This window comes from Terriglobus sp. RCC_193 (genome assembly GCF_041355105.1).
Classification (GTDB): Bacteria; Acidobacteriota; Terriglobia; order Terriglobales; family Acidobacteriaceae; genus Terriglobus.
The window spans coordinates 1,033,364-1,057,508 of the sequence record NZ_JBFUPK010000001.1 but is presented as its reverse complement, the minus strand read 5'-3'; the positions used below and the strand labels follow the sequence as shown (position 1 = coordinate 1,057,508).

18 protein-coding genes and 1 riboswitch are annotated in these 24,145 nt (G+C 58.2%); of the genes, 12 read left to right on the top strand and 6 right to left on the bottom strand.

The genetic code is table 11. The annotated features are described in order from the left end of the window. Positions 1–10 precede the first annotated feature (10 nt). From AB6729_RS04375 to AB6729_RS04355, 5 genes are all read left to right on the top strand, one after another. Complete coding sequence (locus AB6729_RS04375) at positions 11–1,378, top strand: BON domain-containing protein (RefSeq protein ID WP_371080341.1); 1,368 nt, start codon at positions 11–13, stop codon at positions 1,376–1,378. A 171-nt stretch (positions 1,379–1,549) separates the two neighbouring features. Further along, complete coding sequence (locus AB6729_RS04370; protein WP_371080340.1) at positions 1,550–3,538, top strand: peptidylprolyl isomerase; 1,989 nt, start codon at positions 1,550–1,552, stop codon at positions 3,536–3,538. 361 nt (positions 3,539–3,899) lie between these two features. After that, the gene (malQ, locus tag AB6729_RS04365) at positions 3,900–5,570 is read left to right on the top strand and encodes a 4-alpha-glucanotransferase (RefSeq protein WP_371080339.1); all 1,671 of its coding nucleotides are present in this window, start codon (positions 3,900–3,902) and stop codon (positions 5,568–5,570) included. A gap of 45 nt (positions 5,571–5,615) precedes the next feature. Then, positions 5,616–5,798, top strand: a complete 183-nt coding sequence (locus tag AB6729_RS04360; RefSeq protein ID WP_371080338.1) for a hypothetical protein — start codon at positions 5,616–5,618, stop codon at positions 5,796–5,798. Between the two features lie 6 nt (positions 5,799–5,804). Then, positions 5,805–6,332, top strand: a complete 528-nt coding sequence (locus AB6729_RS04355) for a 3-hydroxyacyl-CoA dehydrogenase NAD-binding domain-containing protein (protein ID WP_371080337.1) — start codon at positions 5,805–5,807, stop codon at positions 6,330–6,332. A gap of 251 nt (positions 6,333–6,583) precedes the next feature. Here AB6729_RS04355 and AB6729_RS04350 read toward each other — a convergent pair whose 3' ends face one another. The 3 genes from AB6729_RS04350 to lpxB form a co-directional block, all read right to left on the bottom strand. After that, positions 6,584–6,742, bottom strand: a complete 159-nt coding sequence (locus AB6729_RS04350; protein WP_371080336.1) for a hypothetical protein — start codon at positions 6,740–6,742, stop codon at positions 6,584–6,586. Positions 6,743–7,045: 303 nt separating this feature from the next. Continuing rightward, positions 7,046–9,031: a M1 family aminopeptidase gene (locus AB6729_RS04345; RefSeq protein WP_371080335.1), complete on the bottom strand. Its 1,986-nt coding sequence runs from the start codon at positions 9,029–9,031 to the stop codon at positions 7,046–7,048. 206 nt (positions 9,032–9,237) lie between these two features. Continuing rightward, positions 9,238–10,413 (bottom strand): lipid-A-disaccharide synthase, encoded by a 1,176-nt coding sequence (gene lpxB / locus AB6729_RS04340; protein ID WP_371080334.1) that lies wholly within the window; start codon positions 10,411–10,413, stop codon positions 9,238–9,240. A gap of 150 nt (positions 10,414–10,563) precedes the next feature. Here lpxB and AB6729_RS04335 point away from each other — a divergent pair, with 150 nt between their 5' ends. Beyond that, positions 10,564–11,625, top strand: a complete 1,062-nt coding sequence (locus tag AB6729_RS04335; RefSeq protein ID WP_371080332.1) for a YXWGXW repeat-containing protein — start codon at positions 10,564–10,566, stop codon at positions 11,623–11,625. A gap of 66 nt (positions 11,626–11,691) precedes the next feature. Here AB6729_RS04335 and AB6729_RS04330 read toward each other — a convergent pair whose 3' ends face one another. The 3 genes from AB6729_RS04330 to AB6729_RS04320 all read right to left on the bottom strand — a co-directional run bounded on the left by AB6729_RS04330 (position 11,692) and on the right by AB6729_RS04320 (position 15,502). Continuing rightward, on the bottom strand, positions 11,692–12,759 hold the full coding sequence (locus AB6729_RS04330; protein ID WP_371080331.1) for an anion permease: 1,068 nt from the start codon (positions 12,757–12,759) through the stop codon (positions 11,692–11,694). Positions 12,760–12,762: 3 nt separating this feature from the next. Then, positions 12,763–13,386: a DUF47 domain-containing protein gene (locus AB6729_RS04325; protein WP_371080330.1), complete on the bottom strand. Its 624-nt coding sequence runs from the start codon at positions 13,384–13,386 to the stop codon at positions 12,763–12,765. 118 nt (positions 13,387–13,504) lie between these two features. Continuing rightward, complete coding sequence (locus tag AB6729_RS04320; RefSeq protein ID WP_371080329.1) at positions 13,505–15,502, bottom strand: ABC transporter ATP-binding protein; 1,998 nt, start codon at positions 15,500–15,502, stop codon at positions 13,505–13,507. A gap of 81 nt (positions 15,503–15,583) precedes the next feature. Between AB6729_RS04320 and hemW the strand changes: the two genes are divergently transcribed. From hemW to AB6729_RS04290, 6 genes are all read left to right on the top strand, one after another. Continuing rightward, a complete protein-coding gene (gene hemW / locus AB6729_RS04315; protein ID WP_371080328.1) occupies positions 15,584–16,786 on the top strand; it encodes a radical SAM family heme chaperone HemW in 1,203 nt (400 codons plus the stop codon). Next, positions 16,783–17,862 carry a low specificity L-threonine aldolase gene (locus AB6729_RS04310; RefSeq protein WP_371080327.1) on the top strand — a complete coding sequence of 360 codons (1,080 nt, stop codon included), beginning with the start codon at positions 16,783–16,785 and terminating at the stop codon, positions 17,860–17,862. Before hemW ends, AB6729_RS04310 begins: the two co-directional genes overlap by 4 nt. 93 nt (positions 17,863–17,955) lie before the next feature. Next, a riboswitch (cobalamin riboswitch) is annotated at positions 17,956–18,120 on the top strand. A 58-nt stretch (positions 18,121–18,178) separates the two neighbouring features. Continuing rightward, positions 18,179–20,623: a TonB-dependent receptor plug domain-containing protein gene (locus AB6729_RS04305; RefSeq protein WP_371080326.1), complete on the top strand. Its 2,445-nt coding sequence runs from the start codon at positions 18,179–18,181 to the stop codon at positions 20,621–20,623. A gap of 97 nt (positions 20,624–20,720) precedes the next feature. Next, positions 20,721–21,659: a hypothetical protein gene (locus tag AB6729_RS04300; RefSeq protein WP_371080325.1), complete on the top strand. Its 939-nt coding sequence runs from the start codon at positions 20,721–20,723 to the stop codon at positions 21,657–21,659. 43 nt (positions 21,660–21,702) lie between these two features. Then, the gene (locus AB6729_RS04295; protein WP_371080324.1) at positions 21,703–23,109 is read left to right on the top strand and encodes an MBOAT family protein; all 1,407 of its coding nucleotides are present in this window, start codon (positions 21,703–21,705) and stop codon (positions 23,107–23,109) included. A gap of 12 nt (positions 23,110–23,121) precedes the next feature. After that, positions 23,122–24,030: a hypothetical protein gene (locus AB6729_RS04290; RefSeq protein ID WP_371080323.1), complete on the top strand. Its 909-nt coding sequence runs from the start codon at positions 23,122–23,124 to the stop codon at positions 24,028–24,030. The last annotated feature ends 115 nt before the right edge of the window (positions 24,031–24,145 follow it).

Here is a 24,145-nt window from a genome sequence, read left to right as displayed (position 1 = left end):
AGTTTGAGTTATGCAGTGGAACCTTGCCGCACGTACTTTGGGATCGCTCGCTTTGGCGGCGGTCCTTGCCGCGCCTGTCGCGGGATTTGCCCAGTCTGAAACCGCTTCAACCGTTACGCAGAACGGGAAGTTGAGCGATGCGCAGGTGGAAGCGAATGTTTTGAAGGCATTTGCCGCGGATAACAATCTGGCGAACCAGTCGATTAATTCCTCCACCGTTTTCGGAACAGTGACGTTGACCGGAACCGTGACGGATGAAGCTTCGCGTGCTGCGGCGGAGCAGGTAGCCGCGCATGTGGACGGTGTGAAAAAGGTGGTCAGCCAGTTGACCGTGGGTGCCCCGGCTACCGCGGCTGCTGACCCTGCCGACGCGAACATGCTGCCATCGGATGGCTCGTCGATCCCTGCGGCACAGGGCCAGATCATTGCTGCGCAGCATCCGCAGACGGACCCGGCGAATGGAAATCAAACTCCTCAGCAACAGGGGGATGTCCAGTCGCAGGATGGACAGCAGGCATCTTCGCAGATGCCGGATAGCGACCCGAACAGTTATCCGTTGCCGGGGCAGGAGAATGCTCCGCAGCAGGCGCCGCAGCATCGTTTGTACTATCGCGATTATCAGCGGCAGATGGCGCAACAGCAGCAGGGTGGATCGCAACAGCAGGGTTATGCGCAAGGCCAGCCTGGCGGTGTGCAGGTGATGGTGCCGGATGGAACGGTGCTGCCGGTGCGTATCAATCGCTGGCTCTCCAGCGGCAATGCGCAGCCGGGATCGACGTTTGACGCGTTTGTGACCAGCGATATTCTGGCCGGTGGGCAGATTGCAATTCCTCGCGGCGCGACCGTTGAAGGAACGGTGGTGGATGCTAAGGGTGCGGGTGTGCTGAAGGGACGCGGCGAATTGACGCTGCAACTGACGGCGCTGAACCTGGGCGGGCAGCGGATTCCGTTGCAGAGCCAGCCATTTGTAATCAATGGACGTGATAAGGGCCTGCAGTCGGTCAATTCGACGCTGATCGGTGGCGCTGTTGGTGCGTTATTTGGCGCGGCGATCGGCGGTGGAACTGGCGCAGCCATTGGCGCGGGTGTTGGTGGAGCGGCTGGTCTGGGTACGTCGGCGGCTTCCGGTGGCGGCAATGCGAATGTTCCGGCGGAGGCGGTGTTGCAGTTCCGGCTGACGTCGCCGGTGCAACTGGTGACCGTGTCAGAGGCCGAAATGCAGCGGCTGGGCGGCTATGCGGGACCGGCGGGTGCGTATCCGCAGGGGCCTGGGCCGTATGCACGGCCGTATCCAGCAGTGCGTGTCTATGCGTATCCGGGATACCCGTATGGGTACTATCGTCGCGGATATTGGGGACCGCGACCGTACTGGTACTAAGTCTGGTTCATGAGAAAGGGCCGCAGCGAAGGATGCTGCGGCCCTTTCTGTGTCTTCGCTCGGCTATACTTTCGTAAGCGTTCGTCCGGGAGGACGGAGGCATGCGCGCGTTTGTACCTGTACGCGCAACACATCCTGATTCACTCTTTGAAGGGTTTCCGTCGAAAGCCAATGATTCGTTCTCTGCAGAAGGATAACCGTGTAACAAAGGCGATTTTCGCCGTAATCATCGGCGTCGCCACGCTTTCGATGGTGCTCTACCTGGTGCCGGGTCTGTATGACGGCATCTCCGGCACGCCACAGGGCGTGTATGCTTCGGTGCGCAAGCCGGGTTTCTTTGGCCGTTTTAGCGATGCGACGGAGATCAAAGCCACCGAAGTGTCGCAGGTGGCGCAGAACCTGGCGCAGCAGCAGAACCTGCCCGCGCAGTATCTGCCGTTCCTGATGCCGCGTTTTGAGGCGCAGGCACAGCAGCTGCTGATTGCACAGGCAATTGAAGATCGCGAGGCCGACCGCCTTGGCCTGAGCGCGAGCCCGGCTGATGTGCAGAAGGAATTGCAGACAGGTCAGCTTGGCCAGTTCTTCTTTCCGGATGGCAAGTTCATTGGCGACGACAAGTATCGCGAGTTTGTGACGACACGCCTTGGCTTTGCGAGCATTGCGGAGTTCGAGGAAAAGATCCGCCAGGAGCTGACCGGACGCAAGCTGCAGGAGTTTGTGACGGCAGGCGCGGTGGTGAGCGACAATGCGGTGCGCGAAATGGTGCGCAAGCAGGACGCGAAGGTGAAGTTCGACTACGTGACGGTTTCGTCCGCGGACATTGCCAAGACGGTAAACCCGATCGACAGCGACTTGGAGAAATGGTTCAACGCGAACAAGGCGCGCTATGCGACGGCTGTTGCGGAGAAGCGGCAGATTCAGTACATCCCTGTGACGCTGGCGAACCTGCCGGGCGGCAAGCCGCAGGTGACCGATGCCGATGTGCAGGCCTACTACAACGCGCACAAGGCTGACTATCACGTAGACCAGCAGGTGAAGGTGCGCCACATCCTGATCTCGGCTCCGCAGGGCGACGCGAAGGCGGATGCAGCGGCGAAGGCCAAGGCTCAGGGGATTCTGGATAAGATCCATGCGGGTGGCGACTTTGCGAAGCTGGCGAAAGAGAACTCGGACGATCCTGGCTCGAAGGAGCAGGGCGGCGAACTGGGTTATGTGAAGTCCAATGGCCAGATGGTGAAGCCGTTCCAGGATGCCGCAATGGCACTGAAGGCGGGTGAGACCTCCGGGCTGGTGCACACGACGTTTGGCTATCACATCATTCAGGCCGAAGCGCGCGACGAAGCACATGACAAACCGTTGAGCGAGGTTGCGGGTGAGATTCGTCCGATTCTGGAACAGCAGAATGGAGCGAAGGCACTGCAGGCGCTGACCGGACAGATTGCCAATCAGGCTGCGAAGGACGGCATGGACAAGACCGCTGCCGCGCACAACCTGAAGGTGACGACGTCGAACTGGTTGACCAGCAGCGATACCATTCCGGGCTTGCCGGACAGCGCGCAGATGATGCAGGCGGCATTCACGGGCAAGAAGGGTGATTCGCCGCGTTTCGCACCTGCGGGTGAGGGCACGTATGTTGTCTTCCAGACTGCCGATGTGCAGGCCGCGCATGCGCCCACGTTCGCGGAGTGGAAGGACAAGCTGCTGAACGACTATCGCAGTGAGCAGGTACCGCAGATGTTGCAGGCGAAGCTGCAGAAGCTGAGCGATCAGGCGAAGCTGCTGGGTGATCTGCATGCGGCTGCGAAGGAAATGGGTCTGCCGGTGAAGTCGTCGGACCTGGTCGGCCGCACGGGCAATGTGCCGGATGTGGGGCCGATGAGCGGTGGCGCTGCAGTGGTGTTTGACCTGGCGAAGGGCGGCATCAGTGCTCCCATTGCAAATGGTGAAACCGGCGTGGTGGCGCAGGTGACGGACAAGCAGGAGCCCTCGGCTGAGGACATTGCGAAGTCGTTCCCGGCGCAGCGTGACAAGCTGATTGAACAGCAGCGCGCGGAACTGTTTGGCGTGTACATGCAGACGCTGATCGATGAGTACACGAAGAAGGGCGCTGTGAAGATTCATCAGAAGCCCACACAGCCGAGCCTGCCGATTGGTGGATAAGGTTCTTCAAGAACAAAGGCCGGACTCATCACGAGTCCGGCCTTTTTCTTTTGGCCATCTCAACTTTCGTCATCCTCTCAATGCTCGTCATCCTGAGCGGAGCAACGCGTAGTCGAAGGACCTGCATTCTTTTCCTGCACTACGATTTCGCTGGGAAAATGAAGATCTCGCTTTGTGAAGGTGGAATGGCTTCCATGGGGGCATTGCAGAGGGTTGAGGGGAATGCAGGTCCTTCGACTGCACTCCGCTACGCTTCGTTTCGCTCAGGATGACGAACTTCGTTCGTATGAGCTCCGCTTGTGGATTCACCGGATAACGAAGTCTGTTCGTTTGAGCTTTGCTGTTTAGGATGACGAACTGGGTGCGTTTGAGCTTGGTTGCCGCGTCGTTGCACCGTAAAATCGCATCACACATCACGGACATGATTTCTGAGCGACTTTCCGGCGTTTTGCTGCACGTGACCTCTCTGCCTTCTCAGGGTGGCATTGGCGATTTCGGCCCCGCGGCCTATGCATTTGTCGACTTTCTTGCCGCGGCAAAACAGAGGCTGTGGCAGGTGTTGCCGCTGAATCCTGTGGGGTATGGCAATTCGCCGTATTCCGCGGTGTCGGCATTTGCGGGGAACCCACTGCTGATCAGCCTTGAGCATCTGCAACGCGATGGATGGCTGTATGCCGGTGAAGCGGATGGTTTGGCGGGTGCGCATGGGCCAGTGGACTTTGCGCGTGCACATGCCGATAAGCTGCCGCTGATTGAACGTGCTGCGAAGAGGTTTCTCAAGCGTTGCAGCGCAGCGGATTGCCAGGCGTTTGAGGCATTCCGTGAGAACAGCAGCAGCTGGCTATTGGACTACGCGCGCTTTACGATTCTGCGGCAACGGTTCGATTACCGGCACTGGAACGAATGGCCTGGGGAACTTGCCGCGCATGATGAGGCCGTGCTGCAGAAGTTTGACGAAGAGAACCACGAGGCAATGCAGATTGTGTTCGCGGTGCAGTTTCTTTTCATGAAGCAGTGGGAGACGCTGCGCGCATTCTGCACCAGTCGCGATATTCGCGTGATGGGCGACCTGGCGATCTTTGTGTCGTATGACTCGGCGGATGTGTGGGCGAACAAGGAAGTCTTCGACCTGGACGAGCAGTACAAGCCGATTGCCGTGTCAGGCGTTCCGCCGGATTATTTTTCTGAGACGGGGCAGCGGTGGGGCAATCCGCTGTATCGGTGGCGCTACCTGGAACAGCAGGGATTCCAATGGTGGATTGATCGTGTGAAGCGGCAGATGGAGTTGTATGACCTGCTGCGGCTGGATCACTTCCGCGGATTTGAGGCGTACTGGCGCATTCCCGCGGAAGAAGAAACGGCGATGAATGGTGAGTGGATAGACGCGCCGGGATTTGCACTGTTCGATCGTTTGAAGTCTGCACTGGGAGGTTCGCTGCCGTTCATTGCCGAAGACCTTGGCGTGATTACGGACAAGGTGGACAAGCTGCGTTGTGACTTTTCCATGCCAGGTATGCGCGTACTGCAGTTCGGATTTTCGGGACGCGGCGCCCATCTGCATTTGCCGCACCGGTACGACCGCAATACCGTCTGCTATACCGGCACGCATGACAACAACACGACCCTGGGATGGTGGCTGGAAGCGCCGGAGATGGATCGGAAGAACCTGCTGACGTACCTGGGGCCGCTGGTGCATCCGAACGATTGCGTCTGGGCAATGATCCGGTGCGCGGAGCGATCGGTGGCGGCGATCTGCATTGTGCCGTTGCAGGATCTGCTGCATCTTGGGTCGGAAGGCCGTATGAATACGCCGGGTATTCCAGAGGCGAACTGGACATGGCGGTATCTACCGGAGCAGTTGCATCCCGACATCAGCCTCCAGTTTCGCCACATCACAGAAGAATGCGATCGTGATGCGTATATTCCGGAAGAAGTGCTGGAGAAAATTGATTCGCCTCCGCCGCCGGAGGCGCTGCATGACCAGAGCGGAGAGCAACAGGGAACCCAGCCAGAGACGCTGGCCAGCGCATAGAGCGCCGTAATCGAATAAACTTCTTAGGAAGGAGTTACCTACACGATGCCGCTGTCCGGTGAAGCGATCCGCACCATGAACTACGTTGACGATATTTCGGTAACGCTGCGCCGCATTCTGGCCGTGCTGCCTTCTCTTACAGAAGATGAGCGCACCCGCGTTGCAGAACACATCAAGAAGGCTGATCCCAGCTATGCTTCAGTTGTTTCAGCGATTGAAGCGAAGTAACCAGTTTTGAGCTTTGGAACAAACACGCACGGCCCGCTGACACTTGCACTGATTGGTGCAGGCAAAGCGGGCCGTTCGCTTGCCGCTGCGGCGGTGAAGGCTGGGCATCGCGTGGTGCTGGAAGACGTAATGCCGGCGAAGCTGCGTGAAGCCCTGGATGAGATTCCGACCGAAGGTATGCCGGGCACGCTGGAGACGGTGACCACCATAGAAGATGCCGTGCGCGAGGCCGATCTGGCGATTGATTTTGTGCCGGATGAGTTGGAATCGAAGCTCGAAATCGTCTGCATGGTGGACCGCATGGCTCCTCCGAAGACGATTCTCTGTATTCAGACACGTGCGTTGAATGTGACCGATCTGGCGGCCTGTACGTATCGCGCGGACCGCTGCGTGGGACTGGCATTTGATGATGCTGGCGCGCTGATTACGCGTGGTGCGAAGACTTCCGATGAGACGCTGAAGCTGGTGGAGGCGTTTGCGCGGTCGTGCCGGGAGACGGTGGCGCTGCGGGATGAGTCGCCGGTGCTTACTTAATTTGACCGTACGAGCTTCGCGGGTTCGTGCTTCGCACGAATACCCAGGTTAGCTTCGCGAACCTGGGGCACCCAGTTTTGTGGCTGGAAGGCTTGTGGCGACCCTTGGGCAGGATGAGGGTTCGTCGGGATTCTTCGTCGCTTTGCTCCTCAGAATGACGGAGCATCGATTCCTAGAATGAACTACAAAAGCAAAGGCCCTGAACGTCTTCAGGGCCTTTGCAGTTTGGACTCAATCTCAGTCCTGATGTTTTAACGGTGCGATGCTGTGGACTGCTGTCCGGTGGGCCGCGGCGAACTGTCGTGGCGAGTGGGTGCGCTATCGTGAGTGCCCGGCGAGCGGTCGTGCTCCTGGGCTGCAATTGCGATCGGTGCGGCGAGGGCAAGCATAATTGCGGCGATACGAAACATGAGGTAAGACCCTTGGTGAGTCGGGGGCCGTCGAGCGGTCGCGGCCAGTGCCAGACTCGGCTTGGGAAGCGAAATACTACGCATCGGATCCGTTCAAATACACGATGCGGTTGGCCTTATGCCAAACTCTCGAAGCCGGTGTTCCGGGTGTCGACGCCCCGGTCCTGACCAAACTTCGGTACATATTTCTAGACGCGAGAGTTCGTCCCGGGATTCAGGTTTTTGGGTGGGTATTGTCACTTATGGCACACGAAAGGGGACGTAACATTACGCCACGTCCCCTATATCTATGAAGCTAAATAATTAGTCCGTGGCGCGGGGGCGCTCGTAGGGTTTTTGCAGCAGCGCCCGGGCTTCATTGATAGCGCCCTGTGTGTTGTCATTGGTCTGCACGGCGAGGCGGTATTCCTGTACGGCGCGATCGCGCTGGCCGGTGATGTCAAAGATTTTACCGAGGCCAATGTGGCTCCAGACCTGCGTCCAGCGCGGGTCGCCGTCGCCTCGCAAAGCGTCGCGATAACTGTTGGCGGCGGACTGATAGTTGCGCTGGGTAAAGAAGATTTCGGCGATGCGATAGGTGGCGAGCGAGGAGTTCCTGTTGGTGTCGAGTGCCTTCTGATATTCAGCGAGAGCGCCGATGAGGTCGCCCTGTGCAACAAGCTGCTGGCCCTTCAGCACGGCGACACGAACGGCAAGGTCGGGGGTGCTCTTGAGAATCCAGTTATCGGGGTCGATGACGATGCGACGGGGGCGGCCGAAAGTTTCGATGGTGTAGGCAGAGTCGGTTCCGGAGACGTCGATCTTGCGTGTCTCCGTTTTGCCGTCGGTTTCAACGCGGAGATCCACGGGCATGCGGAAGAGATCGAGGTCCTGGGCTACGGTGCCAACGGTGCGGAAGCCTTTGCCGCCGCCGACACGGTAGACGGTGTACTTGTTCTGAAAGGTGGGCGAGCCGGTGCCGTCCAGCCATTGCGCGAAGAACGGGGTCAGATTGGTGGAGTCCGTGGCGGTGAGCTTGGCGATGTTTTCCAGGTCGGCGGTGCGCACAGGCTTGTCGCGATAAGTGGAGAGCAGGTTCTTCAGGAAGGTGAGGAACTTGTCGTCGCCGAACTGGTAACGCAGCATGTGAAAGACCATCGCGCCCTTTTCCAGCGTCATGGACTGGAACTGCGGCGAGAAGGGATCGATGCGGGCGAGGGTGGTCAGCGGTTGGGTGTCGTAGGCGAGCGCGCCTGCCTCAATGTCGAGTATGGCGCTCTGGAGTGCGGTTTTGCCGCCGTTTTCTTCCAGGTTCATCAGCTCGCCGTAACGAGCCATGCCGTTGGTGATCCAGGCGTCGTTAAGTGTAGCGGGGCTGATGGCGGAACCGAACCACTGGTGCGCGATGGTGTTGGCAAGGAGACGGTGGCTGTTCTTATCGCCGATACGGTTGCCAGCGATGGCGATGACTTCCGGGCCCCAGGAAGCGCTGACCGCGTCGTCGGGGATTTCGACGATCTGGAGGATGCCGGATTCCGGTGCACCAAAGCTCTGGGTGAAGAACTCCTGCTGCTGCGCGGCGGTGGAGGCGTATTCGGCGGCGTTGGCCTTGTGTTTTTCGGTTACATAGATGGAGATCTGACGAGCATCCGCGGGCTTGATCGCGGGAAGGAACTTACCGATGACCAGCGTGCCGGGCAGGCCGGGCTTGGTCCATGCGAAATCAAACTCGGTCTTGTTGCCGGGCATTGCCTTCTTGGCAACAAAGCCGCTGGAGACAGCCGTTTCACCCTCCGGTACGGTGACCTTCAGGTCCATGGTGAAGCGGTTGGTGTACAGGCCGACCATGGGAAACCAGCGGCCGGGATAGAGCAGGATGGAGACGGGATCGGCGATGGCAGCCAGCTTGATGCCTTCGACCGGACTTGTATCCTCGTCTTTCAGAATGCCTGCGTAAGTAAATGTAAAGGTGGCAGTTGTGCCGCTGGCCATGGGGGCCGGAAGGGACACAGTTACGGTGGATCGGCGGGCATCACGATCGCTGTCGAGCGGCTTGGGACCCGGGCCGGTGATCTTGGTAATCCGCAGACCGTTGTTCAGCTCGAAGGTGGCGGATGTGATGTCCTGGTTCGCGGTGAAGGTGACCTGCGCGGTGGCGGTGAGGCGCTGCGCCGTGGGGTCGACTTCCGCGGTGATGGCATAGCCTGTGACGTTGATGGGCTGTCGCGTGGAACTCTGCCCAAAGGCAGCGGAGCCAAGCGCGAAGAGGGCGGCGCTGGCAAAGGCGAGTGTCGTGCGAATCGCAGGCATGCTGGCAGGAATCCTTTTGGTGCAGGGACAGACTAGAGCATATTCCCTGATGATGTGGCGTATCGGAATTCATCGAATGCCGTTTTCTTTGAAGGAGAACGGCGCTTACAGTTATTGCTTCGCTGTACATCTTCAGAAATGCTTTAGCCGGTTCTCCCGAGCTGTCAAACGGTTAGACGCAATTCCGCCGCTGGTGTTGTGAAGGATCAGGGCAGCGCCTCCAGAACGGCGTCGCGCAGGCTTTCCATGGCGGTGCGGCTGGTGGGGCTGAGGAGACGTCGGCGGACCTCGGCGAGCGCTTTGATCTGTTCTTCGCGCTGGGGTGTATCTGCGAGAAGCGGTTTCAGGGCCGCGGCTATATTTGCGCCGGTGAACTGCTCCTGCAGAAGCTCCGGGACCACGCGGCGGCGAGCGATGAGGTTGACCATGCCGATGGGCAGGTTACCGTGGGCATCGACTTCAGCCGGGATCTCTGGCGGATATTGAACCAACGCTCTGGCCATGCGGAAGGTGAGATTTGAGACGCGGTAGACCACGACAAAGGGTGTGCCGATGACGGCGGCCTGAATGGTTGCGGTGCCGCTGGCTACGACTGCGGCTCGGCTGTACATGAGGGCTGCTCGTGCGTCTTCTACCAGATGGATCGCCGGAAGATTCGCCACACTTCGCATGTGGTGGCGCCGTTGATGGCTGACGGTGGGCGCTACAGGGATGAGGTATTCGTAATCGTCTTTGAGAAGCTTTGCCGCCGCGACAAGTTCGGGCAGGTTGGCGTCGATTTCACCGCCACGGCTACCTGGCAGAAGCGCGATCCATTGCTTATGCGGGTTCAAGCCGTGCTTCGTGGCGTAGTCCTCGCGCGAAATCGTAGACAGCGGTTGTTCTGCGAGCGGGTGGCCGACGAACTCGGCATCGACGCCGCGGTTGGCATAGAAGGGTTGCTCGAAAGGAAAGATGGTCAACATCTTCGCGACGCGTTGCTGCACCCAGCGCAGACGTTTGCGCTTCCATGCCCAGAGTTGCGGCGAGACGAACCAGATGACGGGAACGCCCATGCGCTTGAGGTGTTTCGCGAGGCGGAAGTTTACATCGGGGAAGTCGATCAGGACCGCGACGTCGGGGCGCTGCTTTTTGATCGACTGGACGAGTGTGTTGTAACTGTGCAGGATCTTCGGGATGTGCGCGAGGATCTCCGTGATGCCCATGACGGCAACATCTTCCGCGCGGATGACGCGCTGCTGTCCGGCGGTCTCCATCGCGGTGCCACCCAGTCCGGTGAAACGGGCTTCCGGCACAACGCCGCGAAGGGCTGTGATCAGCTCTGCGCCGTAGTGGTCGCCGGAGGCTTCGCCTGCTGACAGAAAGATGAGGGGACTCTTCACGCACCTTCAGTCTAGTGGGTGGAGTACGAAAGTGGTGGTGGTGGGAAGAATTGGCAACAGTACAAAGAAGATTTTTCTTTGCAACATCCCCAATACAGCCGTGTCTTCACGTTTGTCCCGCAGCGAGGCTGCGAACAAAGGGAGATTCTGATGAAGATGTTCACACGCACTGCGACTCTTGCAGCCGTTGCTGCTTTCGCTGTTGCCGTTCCGTTGGCACAGCATGTATCCGCGCAGTCTTTTGCGATTGGGATTTCCATCCGCACCGCACCGCCGGCGTTGCCCGTGTACGTGCAGCCGCCCTGCCCGCAGCCGGGTTATATGTGGACACCCGGATATTGGGCATGGGGGCCGGAAGGTTATTACTGGGTTCCGGGTGTGTGGGTGGCGCCGCCGCGCGTGGGTGTGCTGTGGACGCCCGGCTATTGGGGCTATAACGGTGGGGTTTACATGTGGAATGCAGGCTACTGGGGACCACACGTCGGTTTCTATGGCGGCGTGAACTATGGCTTCGGTTATGGTGGCGTGGGCTTTGGCGGCGGCATGTGGTCCGGCGGAGCTTTCCGTTACAACACTGCCGTGATGAACGTGAATACGACAGTCATTCGCAACACGTACATTGACCGTACGGTGATCAACAATACCGTGGTCAACCGTGCAAGCTTCAATGGTCCCGGAGGCATTGCCGCGCGGCCTACACCGCAACAAATGGCCTTCAACCGCGAGCAGCATTTTGGCGCGACGGTGAACCAGCAGCAGCACCAGAACTTTGCGGCGCAGGATCGGAATGCGTTTGCAAGGAACAATGGCGGACGCCCGCAGACGGTGGCGATGACCAATGTTGGCGGCAATCGCTTTGGAGCGCAGGGACGCCCTGCTGTTGGCCCCGCCATGAATCCGGGAGCACGTGGCGGACCAGTGAACGCAGCTCCGGTACAGCGTGGCTTTGCCAACAACACGGTGAACAATCGTGAGGTGAATCAGCAGCAGCGCATTGCCAATGGCATTGACAGTGGTCGCATGTCACCGGGCGAGGCAGCGCGCGCCGAGAACCGGCAGCAGTCGATTGATCGTCAGGTGCGGCAGGACCGTGTTGCCAATGGCGGACGGATGACGGCTCCGGAACGGCAGCAGGTGAACCACGAACAGAATGCCGCCAGCCGGCAGATCAGCCACGAAAACCACAACGATGCGCATGGACCCCGTCGTTAAACAATGATGGAACGAAAGAGGGCGCGCTTCTCAGCGCGCCCTCTTTGCATGTTGTCATCGCATTTTTTAGTGGATGGCTGCTGCGCCGCCGACCCAGGCTTCCAGCGTGAGGTGAAGCACGTAATACGTGACCGCACCGACGATGCCTGCACCCGGGAAAGTGAGAATCCAGCCGTAGACGATGCGCTTGGCCCAGATCCAGCGGACGGCATGGACACCGCGTGTGGCTCCCACGCCGGAGATGGCCCCGCCGATCGCGTGCGTTGTTGAGATGGGCACCTTGGCGAAGGTCGCCAGGGCAATGGTGACGGCTGCGGCCATTTCCGCCGAGAAGCCACCCATGGGGCGAAGGTGTGGCGTGATGCGCGACCCCATCGTCTTGACGATCTTCCATCCGCCGATCATGGTGCCGAAGGCGATCGCTGCGTGGCAGCTCAGGATGATCCAGATGGAGATTTCGTGATGACGGCCGAATAGAACGGCGTTCCCGGTGGCGTATTGGCCGTAGCCGGTGGAGACGAGCAGGGCGACGATGATGCCCATAGTCTTCTGCGCGTCGTTGGTGCCGTGGCCGAGGGAGTAAGCACCCGCACTGACAAGCTGCAGCCGGCGGAACCACCGGGCTGCGCTTTCGCGTGGCGCCTTATGAGCAGTCCAGGCAGCGATGTGCATGAAAACGTAGCCCAGGACCATGCCGATGAGCGGCGACAGGAGGAGAAATTCCAGCACAGGAATCCAGCCAGCGGCAACGATGGCGGAGAATCCTGCTTTTGCGATGGCGGCTCCGGCCAGCGCTGAAATGATGGCGTGCGACGAGCTGGTGGGCAGCGCCAGGTACCACGTCAGCAGGTTCCAGGCGATGGCTCCAATCAAACCTGCAAGGACGATGTAAAGGTTCATCACCTTGGGGTCGATCATGTTGCTGCTGATGGTGTGCGCTACGCCCGTGCCGAAGACGAAGGCAGCCACAAAATTGAAGATGGCGGCCCATAAAACGGCCTGTGGCGGCGTAAGCACGCGTGTGGTGACGATGGTGGCGATGGAGTTCGCCGCATCATGCACACCGTTGAGGAAGTCAAACCCCAGAGCGATGACGACCGTAATGATGACCAGAAGCAGAGGTGCTGCGTGCATGCGTCAGTCGTTCTTCAGAAGAATGCGCTCGATGGTGCGGCCAAGGTTGTCGAGGAGATAGATCGCCTCAAGCATCAGGTCATGCACTTCGCGCTTTTTCATCACGGAGATGGGATCCGGCTGGCCGCTGTACAGCTCCACCAGAAACTTGTCGCGGCTCTGGCGGGCTGACTCTTCCTGGCGACCGATTTCGTCGAGGTTGCCGCGGAGTTCGCTGAGCTTTGCCTTTTTGCGCAGGCGGTTCAGCGTGGCAGAAATCTCAGACGCCATGGTGTCGATGGCCGTGGTGTGTGCGCGCAGCGAGGGGTGCATCTCTTCCAGGCGGTAGAGTTCCATGCGACGACCGGCGGTGGAGATAACCGCGATGGCTTCGTAAATGCGGCTGGTGAGTTCGAGGATGTCTTCGCGATCGAACGGGGTGATGAAAGCCGTATCAAGCCTGAGCAGCGTTTCGCGCATGACGCGGTGCGCTTCATGGCGGCTCTGCTCCATCTTGGCCACGTGACCATTCGTGCCGGGCCAGAGGTTCATGCTTCCAGCGAGCTGGTCAGAGACCACCACCAGGCATTTGCCAAGCTGTTCAAAGTGGTCAAAAAAACTTCTGTCCTGTGGCATCACGCTGAACATGCTTGCGTTCTTCTCCTCCTGCGTTGCGATTCCGGGCGCAGGCACCCGGGCAAGAATAGCGCACCGGGAGGGGGAAATCGTAGTGTTGTGTTGGTTATTTGCAGAACTGTAACAAATGTCAGTCGCCGGGCTGGAGCCGGAAGGCGTCAACGGCCAGCGGGACCGCGGTGGTTTCCTGATCCTTGTACTGGAGACGATAGAGACGCCAATACAGGCCGCGGTGGGCCAGGAGCTCGTTGTGCGTGCCGCTTTCGCGGAGTTTTCCCTTGTGCATCACCAGGATTTTGTCGGCGCGCTGGATGGTGGATAAACGGTGCGCAATGACGAAGGACGTTCGGCCGACGATCATCTTTTCCAGTGCGGAACGGACGCGCAGTTCGGTGTCGGTGTCGACGGAGGAGGTGGCTTCGTCAAGGATGAGGATCTCCGGACGGTGCGCCAGGGCACGGGCAAAGCTGATGAGCTGCTTCTGGCCGGTGGAGAGCGTAGCGCCGCGCTCCTGCATGGGTTCGTTGAAGCCCTGGGGCAGGGTGCGGATGTAGTCGCCTATGTTCACCTCGTCGGCGGCGCGTTCCACTTCAGCGTCGGTGATCCATTCGGACCCGAGGCGGATGTTGGACTTGACGGTGCCGGTGAAGAGGAAGGCGTCCTGCAACACGACGCCGAAGCGCCTGCGGAGGGCTTCCAGCGGCATCTGGCGGACGTCCATACCGTCGACGAGCACACTGCCGTGCTGGACATCGTAAAAACGCATCATCAGCGCGGTGATGGTGGTTTTGCCTGCGCCGGTATGACCTACGACGGCTGCAGTTTCACCTTTGGCCACGGAGAAAGACACACCGCGAAGAATCCATTCCACGTCAGGAATGGCGGCAAGGTCATCGTCCGTTTGCGCGAGAGCTATGGCTGCCTTCTGATCGTCGGTCAGGGTTTGATAAGTGAACCAGACGTTACGGAAGTCGATGGAACAGGGTTCGCCGTGGGGTGGTTCGACGGCCGTGGCGGGAGAGACAATCTCCGGCTCGGTATCAAGGAGCTTGAAGACGCGCTCGCTGGCGGCCATGGCGGCCTGCAGGATGTTGTACTTTTCGCTGAGGTCCTGGATGGGGCGGAAGAACCGCTGCGCGTACTGCATGAACGCCAGCAGCACGCCAATTGTGACGGCGCGGCCAAAGAACGTGGCTCCATGCAGGACGCCGAAGCCGCCCTTCCACAGCACCATGGCAATAGCAATGGTGCTTAGCAGTTCCACCGCGGGATAGTACAGCGAATAGGCCTGCACCTGGTCTACATAGGCGTCGCGATGTTCGGCGTTAATCAGGGTGAAGTCGTCGTAGGCGCGCTGTTCGCGGTTGAAGAGCTGCACCACGCTCATGCCGCTGACGTGTTCCTGCGTGTAGGCGTTGATCTTGGCAATGGCAGTGCGGATGCGGCGATAACTGCTGCGTACGGCGATGCGGAAGAGTCGCGTGGCATAGCCGATCAGCGGCAGCACCGACAGCGTAAGCAGCGCCAATGGCCAGCTGAGCCACAACATGATGCCGATGATGAAGACCAGCACGAACACGTCTTCAAAGATGGCGAGGACACCGCTGGTGAACATTTCGTTCAGAGCATCAATGTCGCTGGTGACGCGGGTGACGAGGCGGCCTACAGGGTTGCGGTCGTAAAAGCCGACGTGCATACGCTGCAGGTGGCGGAAGATCTGCGAGCGCATGTCAAACATGATGCGCTGGCCGGTCCACTGCATCAGATAGGTCTGCAGGAATTCCAATGCGTAGCTGAGAAGCAGGGCGCAGAGATACAGCGCGGCGCATTCGCTGATGCCGATGATGGGTTGCGGGCTGAGATGCCGTGCAAACCACTGTGGCACAAACGTGGTGTTGTGGCCGGTCATGTAGCGGTCTGTCGCAACCAGAACAAGATATGGGCCAACGACGTCCGCGCTTGCCTTGAGCAGAATGGAAGCGAAGCTGAGGGCCGCATGGCCCGCGTAGGGGCGCATGTAGGTAAGCAGACGCCGCATCAGGCGGCTGTCATACGCTTTGCCCAACACCTCTTCATCGTGCACGGACTTTGCCGCAGGCTTCGGCTTCTCTTTGCTTTTTCTGGCCATGCGCTTATTTGATTGTAGATGTGTTTGTGGCACGCTTCGGTTCACGATTTTTTACGGCACATACATGGGAAAATAGAAGCTATGCGCTCCCACGACGCCACGCTCGGCCTGTATGTGTCTGTGCCGTTCTGCCGGCAGAAGTGTACTTTCTGTAACTTCGCGTCGGATGCGTTCCCCCCCGCGCGGATGGCGGCCTATGTCGACCGGCTGGTGGCGGAGATTGAGGCGTCGCGGGAGTTTGCTGCACAGCACCGGCTGGAAGTGCCGCCGCGGGTGGATTCCGTGTTTCTGGGCGGTGGCACGCCTTCGCTGCTGGAGCCGGAGCAGATGGCGCGAGTATTTGCGGCTTTGCACAGGGCTTATCCCATGGAACAGGATGCTGAGATCACCGTGGAGGCTGCTCCGGGGCAGATTTCGGATGCGTTGCTGGAAATATTGTTGCGGAGCGGTGTGAACCGCATTTCGCTGGGCGTGCAGAGTTTTGTGGATGCGGAATCACGTGCCGTGGGGCGTACACATACGGGCGATGCGTGCCTTGCGGAACTGGAACGGTTGCGCGCTGCGGGGATTCGTAATCTGAATGTTGATCTGATTGCAGGATTGCCGCACCAGACGGCTGCGTCGTGGTCGCATTCGTTGCAGACGGCGATTGGCTCTGATGTGGAGCATGTGTCGGTGTACATGCTGGAAGTGGATGAGGACTCGCGACTGGGGCGTGAACTCATTGGCCCGGGTGTTCGCTACGGTGCGCATGCCGCACCAACGGATTCGCTGGTGGCAGATTTGTATGCGCACGCTTGTGAGACGTTGGGGGCCGCGGGGCTCGCGCAGTATGAGATCTCCAACTTTGCGCGTGGGGGCTGTGCGTCTCGACACAATTTGAAGTATTGGAAGCGCGATGCGTATTTTGGCTTTGGACTCGACGCGCATTCCATGCTGCGTGCGCAGGCGGATAGCCGTGCTTCGCGATTTGCGAATGGTGATGCACTCGACCCGTACATTGCAGGCAGTGAAGTCGTCGAAGTGGAACACATCGACATGCTGGGCGAGTGGGAGGAGAGTATCTTCCTGGGGCTGCGACTGGTTGAGGGCGTTTCGATTGCGGAATTGCAGCAGTCGTTTCCGGCGGCGTGGGTGGACGCTCTGGTTGAACGCGTTCAGAATTTGCAGCGCGACGGGCTGATGCGGTTGGAAGATGGCCGCGCCATGCTGACCCAGCGCGGGCGCATCGTGTCATCAAGCATCTTTGGTGAATTGCTGGCCGATGAACCAGCTGTGGCATGAGTTCTCCCAAAGGATTAGGAGAAGTGACGATGGAAGTGATTGATCTGCGCAGCGACACCGTAACCAAACCCACGCCGGAGATGCGTGCGGCGATGGCATCCGCCGAAGTGGGCGATGACGTGTACAGCGAAGACCCGACGGTGAATCGCCTGGAAGAGCGTGCCGCGGAGGCCTTTGGCATGGAGGCGGCCATCTTTGTTCCCACGGGATCAATGGGGAACCAGATTGCGCTGCGCATGCACACGGAGCCAGGCAGGGAAGTTGTGTGCGAATCGCGCGCGCATGTGCTGGATTGGGAGATGGGCATGGCCGCGATGTTCAGCGGATGCCAGCTTCGCACGGTGCAGGGGCAACGCGGGATACTTCGCTGGAAGGATATTGAATCTGCGCTTGCTACGACAGGCTTGTATTACAAGGCACAGACTGGCCTGATCTGGGTGGAGAACACGCACAACATGGCAGGCGGATCGGTTACGCCGCTGGCGGTGATGCGTGAGCTTCGTGATGGTGCGCATGGTCGCGGCCTGCCCATTCATCTGGATGGCGCGCGTGTTTTCAATGCTGCTGCTGCGTTGAATGTCGATGTTGCTACTTTGACTGCCGGTTACGACTCTGTGAACTTCTGCCTGTCGAAAGGGCTGTGTGCGCCGGTGGGATCGTTGCTGGTCAGTTCACGCAAGAACATCGACAAGGCGCGGCGTATTCGCAAGGCGCTTGGTGGCGGCATGCGTCAGGCGGGTGTGCTGGCTGCGGCTGGATTAATTGCGCTGGACGTAATGTCGAAGTGGCTGAAGGATGACCATGCCAATGCAAAACTACTGGCGCAGAGGATTGCCGGCGTTGAAGGCGTCCTGATTGATCCTGCTGAAGTGGAGACAAACATCGTCATCTTCCGCACGGAATTTGATGCGCCTGACTATGTGGCTTCATTGAAAGAGCGTGGTGTGCTGGCCAGCGCAATCAATGGAAATACAGTTCGTTTTGTTACGCATCATGATGTAAGCCGGGAACAATGCGCACTTGCTGGTGAGATCGCCGTTGAGGTTGCTGCGCAGATGCTTCTGAAAACCCCATAAAACAAGCGTTATTGCAGGTACACTGGCAACACACGTTTTGTTGCAGTCCTGCAGAGGATTGCTTTCTTCAACACAAGCGCAGAGGAATGCCTTGGGAAGCGCGGTGAAAGTCCGCCACTGCCCCGCAACTGTAAGCGCGCATCTTCGAATAGCTTTCGAAGACACATCCTTTCGAGACACAAGCTATCACTGCGTAAGTGGGAAGACAGCCTGTGCGAGATGCGAAAGTAATGTGCGATGCGCGTAAGTCAGGAGACCGATTCCGCTGCTGGTTGTAAACCATGCTCCCGCGGGGGAAGCAGAGGAGAATTCTGATATGTATTGCATCGCTCAAAAGCGACGCGTGGCGGCGCAATTGTGCGCAGTTGCCGTGTGCGCCCTCACCGCATCGGTTGCACACGCTGTTGTTGTTCGTGGCATGGTTCGCGATCCGCTGGGACGTCCTATCTCTGTTGCCCATGTGCGGCTGGTGAAGGGGACGCAGGTGGTGGCATCGACCACTACGCTGCCGGATGGTTCGTTTGAGATTCGTTCCAGCGAAGATGGCCGCTTTCTCCTGATTGCGGATGCGCCCACATTTTCTGCACAGGTAAGCGATTCGTTTTATGGTCGGTCGCTGGATGTGGTGCAGAAGAATCTTCAACTGACGATCAGCCCCATCAAGCAGGACATTACTGTAACGGCTACCGGCGAGCCGATGCCTGTTCAGCAGGCCAGCGGAAGTGTTTCTTTGATTGACGCTGAGGCACTGAGCACGCGCGTGGGTGTGGTGAATGAACTTCGCCTGCAACCCGGCGTGGCGATGGTACAGACCGGACAGTATGGCGGTGTGACATCGATGTTTGTGCGTGGCGCAAACTCTGACGCTAACAAAGTTCTGATTGACGATGTGCCTGCAAACGATGTCGGTGGTGTGTTTGATTACGGCACTGTATCTTCGACTGCATTTACCTCGATCGAGACACATCGTGGGCCAGACAGCGTTCTGTACGGGACCGACGCGCGTGCAGGCGTAATACGATTTGAAACGCCGCATGGCACGTCTCTGAGGCCAGTGCTGACTTACTCGGGCGATGCAGGCAATCTACACACGTGGCGTAACGAAGGCACACTGTCCGGTACTTACGGCAAGGCCGATTACTTCGGAGCGTTTTCGCGTTTCGATAGTTCCAATGCGTTGCCGAATGATCGTTACCATGCCGCCACTTCAGCAGCGAATCTTGGTTATAGCTTTAGCGCGACCACAAGCGTTCGTGGCACTGTACGCAATGCTGTAAGTGCCACTGGAACTCCGGGCGCATGGGACTTCCAGGGTCTTGCGCAGAACGGCAAGCAGGGGGATCAGGATACTTACATCAGCGGTGTGCTGGACGACACACGCAGCAACGGTTGGCACAACACCTTCCGTTACATTGGCGCGCGGAAGCGTGAGCAGGCCCGCTACTTTGCCGCTGTAGGAACACCGGACGGTTATGGCGAATACTTTGGCAACACCGTGACGATTCGTGGCGCCAACGGAACCAGGGCCACCGGTCAGGTCATTGTTGGTTATGATCCGTTTCCTACTTACTACGAGATGGTGAACAATCGCGATGGTCTGGACTATCGCACCAGTTACAGCTTCAACCATCACCTGTCTTTAGTTGGCGGTTTCCGTTTTCAGGATGAGCGCGGCGCATTCCGCTATCCGCTGTATGGCGACAACGACCAGGTGGGCCGCAGCAATTACGACTACACACTGGCACTGCATGGTGATGCATGGCACCGGTTGTTCTATACCGTTGGTGGAGCTATCCAGCGTAACTCACTGTATGGAACCGAAGGCCAGCCGCAGATCGGGCTTTCGTATTATGCGGTGCAGCCGGGGCGCCGATGGCTTCATGGAACGCGTGTTCGTTTCCAGTTTGCCAAAGGCGTGCAGGAGCCAAGCCTGAACGCGCAGCTTTCTTCGCTCTATCAGAAGCTGGTGGCCCTGGGAGATACCGCGAGCATTGCAGCCTTCCATGTAAGTCCGATTGGAGCGCAGCGCAGCCGCGTGTATGAAGGCGGAATCGATCAGAATATTTATTCTGACCGTGCCATTCTGCATGTGACTTACTTTCACTCGACCTATGGACGTGGTACGGAAGGTGTTCCTGTAACGCTGTACAACGCGTATTTCCATCAGAACTTACCTGTTGCTCTTGGAAGCTTCTATCTCAATTCACTGGATACGCGATCCGCAGGTGTGGAGGCATCGCTTGAGTACCAGGTGCTCCATCATCTGTTCCTGCGTGCGGGATACACGTATCAGGATTCGCTGGTGAAGCAATCGTTCTCCAGCGATGCGTTAGCGGTGCTGGGTGGGTCTTCTACCATCAACCCGAATTATCCCGGCATTGCGATTGGGCAGTATTCGCCGCTGGTGGGGCAGCGTCCCTTCCGTCGTCCGCCGCAGACGGGGTTCTTTATTGTGCAGTACACCGCATCAAAGTGGTCTGCGGCATTGAAGGGAACGACAGCTTCGCGGGCGGATGATTCCACCTTTATCGACGCCTATTCGAATTCTTCGTTTGATAACTCCATGCTGCTTCCGAATCGGAATCTCGATCCCGGATTTACGAAGCTGGATGCGAATGTTACGTATCAGGTCCGTCCGTCGGTGGCGATGTTTACGCAGTTGGATAACCTGATGAACAACCAACATATGGGGCCGATTGGCTATCCATCGTTGCCGTTTACCTTCCGTGCCGGATTGAAGTTACGTTTCCCGCACGAGTAATGAAGAGTGCATGTCGAACATGCGCCAGTAATGAAGCCAGCGGCCCATGCTATGCGTCTGATAGCATGGGCCGCTGCAGTTTGGCCGGAGGATTTTCATGTTGGCACGTCTTCGTTTTGCATGTACTGCTTTTGCGCTTCTTTTTGCGGCGCTTCCTTCTCACGCGCAGGAAGGTCCTTATAACGTTCGTGTGGTGCTTCGGGCTGACAGCAAAGGGCAGGCTGTAACGCTGCAGCCCACTGATGTTCGTGTTCAATTTTCGGGCAAGAAAGTTCCTGTGCAGCGGCTGGAACCATTGCTTACGAATCGCGCGAAGCCAGTTCAGGTGGCCATCCTGATTGACGATGGTCTGCGCGGTAGCTTCGGCAACCAGGTGGACGAAATTCGTCGCTTTGCGGCGGATCTGGTGGCGGAGCATGTCTCTGTAGGCGTGGCTTATATGCAGAATGGTCGTGCTGTGTTTGGCGGCGGAGGATTTACCTCGGACCCTGAAGTGGTGGCGAAACAGTTGCGGTTATCCCTGGGCGGTGGGGGCATCAGCGCCAGCCCATATTTCTGTTTGCAGGATCTGATCAAGAACTGGCCGGGCGATAAAACGGCACCGCGCGTGGTGTTGATGATTACGAATGGCATCGATCTGTATAACGGAGCACCCACACCAAACAACCAGTACAGCCCCTACGTGCAGTCAGCGATTCAGGATGCGCAGCGCGCGGGCGTGCCGGTGTATTCCATTTATTACGGTCGTTTCGATACGCATCCCGGTTTTGCCAGTTTCAGCGGACAGAGCTACCTGGGCGATCTAGCAGATTCGACCGGTGCGAACATGTTCAACCAGGGAAGCCTGAATCCGCCCAGCATCAGCCCGTATCTGAAACAGTTTGAGAAGAACCTGAATGAGAGCTGGCTGCTGTCCTTCCAGACGGGAACACGTAAGCTGGAGCAGCTACGCGTGGATGGAGCGAAAGGAACAAAACTGTACGTGCAACGCATGGCACAGGGAAATGATGCGGCGATGGGTGGTGCGCTGCGCTAGGATGAGAACATTGGCGTTCAATTCAGGGGGATGACGTTGCTCGATGCTGTTTGATTCGCCCGTCTATTTCCTCTTTCTCATCCTGGTTACGGCAATTTACTGGAAGCTGGGCTTTCGCGCGCAGAACCGTCTTCTGCTGGCGGGAAGCTACTTCTTTTATGGATGGTGGGACTGGCGCTTTCTCTTCCTGATGGCCGGTTCCACCGTCATTGATTATCTGATCGGCAGCGCCATTGCCTCCAGCCAGGATCAAAGAAAACGTCGGACACTGCTGACGGCATCGCTGGTATTGAACTTCGGCGTGCTGGCGTACTTCAAGTATCTTGGCTTCTTCATCCACAGCAGTGAGCGGCTGTTCCCGTCGCTGGCCGCACATTCACTGAAACATACGCTGTTGATGATCGTGCTGCCGCCGGCTATCTCGTTCTATACGTTTCAGGAAGTCGCTTACATTGTCGACGTGTACCAGCGCAAGGTGGAACCTGCACATTCGCTGGAAGAATATGCGCTGTTCATCAGCCTGTTTCCACATTTGATTGCCGGACCAATCCAGCGGCCATCGCATTTGCTGGGGCAGGTGCAGCAGCCGCGCACGTTTGATAGTACGAAGTTCTTTCACGGTTGCATGCTCATTGTCAGCGGCATTCTGCGGAAGTGTGTGATCGCGGATAACTGCGCGACGATTGCGAACGCGGCATTCACGGGGAAGCTGGGGCATGGCTGGCTGCCGCATCTGCTGGGTATCTATGCGTTCGCGTTTCAGATCTATGGCGACTTTGCAGGTTATAGCGATATTGCACGCGGCAGCGCACAGGTGCTTGGCTTCCACTTCATGGTGAACTTCCGCCAGCCATACTTCTCCACGTCGTTGCAGGAGTTCTGGCGGCGTTGGCACATCAGCTTAAGCACGTGGCTGCGCGACTATCTGTACATTCCTCTGGGTGGGTCGCGACATGGCGAATTCAACACCTATCGCAACCTGTTCCTGACGATGCTGCTGGGTGGCCTGTGGCATGGAGCGAATTGGACGTTTGTGATCTGGGGTATGCTGCATGGCATTGGCCTGGGTGTGGAACGACTCTTCGGTGGCGCGACGGCCGATTCCGCAGCGGCACGGCGATTCCAGCCAGTACGTGCGTTACTTGTGTTTCACTTTGTTTGTCTCGGGTGGATCTTCTTTCGAGCGACGTCGCTGCATGATGCAATGCATTACCTGCGCGGGTTTACGCAGAGCAGCGACGTGTATCAGGCTGCACATTTCATTCCGCCATTGTTTGCATTTGTTGTGTTGTGTCTTGCGATGGATATCTTCATGGAACGCTCTGGAACAGAGTATTTCCTGCAACGCTTTTCGCCGACGATCCAGACAGCCGGTGCTGCTGCCGTGCTGCTGCTTGCAGCATTCGCTGCCACCGGTCAGGCTTCACCGTTTCTCTACTTCCAGTTCTAAGGCCTGCACTCTGTGACGCGACAAACGACGAACAAGATCAAGCTGCTGCTGACGGTGCTTTTCCTGGGCTATGTGCTGCTGGAAGTGGCAAGCTACTGGCGCATGCAACGGCCTTCCGGGCGTGGCCATCGCGTGACGCAGGAGCACAAGGAGGCTGTTTCACTTCGACCACATTCCGATGGAGACAGGCCTACCGTATTGCTGGTAGGGAATTCGCTGATCCTGGAAGCGGTCGATATGGACGCGCTGCGTACCCAGATGCGCAGCCAGTACGATGTGCATCGGCTGGTTCTGGAGTCCACGGGCTATCCGGATTGGTCGCTGATTCTGCCGTCGTTGTTTCAGCAGGGAGCGCGGCCCAGCTATGTTGTGTTGACCATCAGCCCGGCACAGATGAGCTCGCACGTGCCGGTATTCATGGAGACAACGCACTACCTGTTGACTCCGCATGAAGTATTGGAGCTGTCGCGGCGTGACCACGGCGGGGCTTCTGCGTACGTGATGCACTTTCTGGAGTACGTGAGCCCATACTGGGGCACGCGCAGTTCCGCACAGGTGGCGTTCAAAGATGCGATTCCGGGATATCGCTCCATCCTGTTTGCTACCGGAACAGAGATGCTGGGGCCACAGCAGTTTGATCCGGAACGCATGCGCGAGCTGGCCGCAGTATGCAAACAGTACAACGTGAAGTTGATGTATTTAGCGTTGCCTGCAAACGACCCCAACGGCGATCAGAATGCCGCGCAGATTCAGCAGGCGGCTGCGGCGAACAGTGTGCCGTATCTACGTCCGATGGCCGATAGCGATTTTCATGGCGACGACTACACGGACTTCATCCACCTGAGCGCGCAGGGTAAAGCGAAGTTCATGCCGATGTTTGTGCCTGCATTACTTCATGCATTGGGCACAACGGATAAGTAGGCGCTTCGTCCACGTTTGCAATCTAATGTTCCTGCACTTACTGCTCTGATGGGTTATCTCCCCATCACGTTTTCCGGAAGCCTGAACGCATTGGTTCTAGTTGAAGGGCTTTCAA

Excerpts from the sequence above, each read along its gene's own strand:
- AB6729_RS04375 (WP_371080341.1), top strand. The coding sequence starts at position 11 with ATGCAGTGGAACCTTGCCGCACGTACTTTGGGATCGCTCGCTTTGGCG.
- AB6729_RS04370 (WP_371080340.1), top strand. The coding sequence starts at position 1,550 with ATGATTCGTTCTCTGCAGAAGGATAACCGTGTAACAAAGGCGATTTTC.
- AB6729_RS04360 (WP_371080338.1), top strand. The coding sequence starts at position 5,616 with ATGCCGCTGTCCGGTGAAGCGATCCGCACCATGAACTACGTTGACGAT.
- AB6729_RS04350 (WP_371080336.1), bottom strand. The coding sequence starts at position 6,742 with ATGTTTCGTATCGCCGCAATTATGCTTGCCCTCGCCGCACCGATCGCA.
- AB6729_RS04345 (WP_371080335.1), bottom strand. The coding sequence starts at position 9,031 with ATGCCTGCGATTCGCACGACACTCGCCTTTGCCAGCGCCGCCCTCTTC.
- AB6729_RS04335 (WP_371080332.1), top strand. The coding sequence starts at position 10,564 with ATGAAGATGTTCACACGCACTGCGACTCTTGCAGCCGTTGCTGCTTTC.
- AB6729_RS04330 (WP_371080331.1), bottom strand. The coding sequence starts at position 12,759 with ATGCACGCAGCACCTCTGCTTCTGGTCATCATTACGGTCGTCATCGCT.
- AB6729_RS04325 (WP_371080330.1), bottom strand. The coding sequence starts at position 13,386 with ATGTTCAGCGTGATGCCACAGGACAGAAGTTTTTTTGACCACTTTGAA.
- AB6729_RS04320 (WP_371080329.1), bottom strand. The coding sequence starts at position 15,502 with ATGGCCAGAAAAAGCAAAGAGAAGCCGAAGCCTGCGGCAAAGTCCGTG.
- hemW (WP_371080328.1), top strand. The coding sequence starts at position 15,584 with ATGCGCTCCCACGACGCCACGCTCGGCCTGTATGTGTCTGTGCCGTTC.
- AB6729_RS04310 (WP_371080327.1), top strand. The coding sequence starts at position 16,783 with ATGAGTTCTCCCAAAGGATTAGGAGAAGTGACGATGGAAGTGATTGAT.
- AB6729_RS04305 (WP_371080326.1), top strand. The coding sequence starts at position 18,179 with ATGTATTGCATCGCTCAAAAGCGACGCGTGGCGGCGCAATTGTGCGCA.
- AB6729_RS04300 (WP_371080325.1), top strand. The coding sequence starts at position 20,721 with ATGTTGGCACGTCTTCGTTTTGCATGTACTGCTTTTGCGCTTCTTTTT.
- AB6729_RS04295 (WP_371080324.1), top strand. The coding sequence starts at position 21,703 with ATGCTGTTTGATTCGCCCGTCTATTTCCTCTTTCTCATCCTGGTTACG.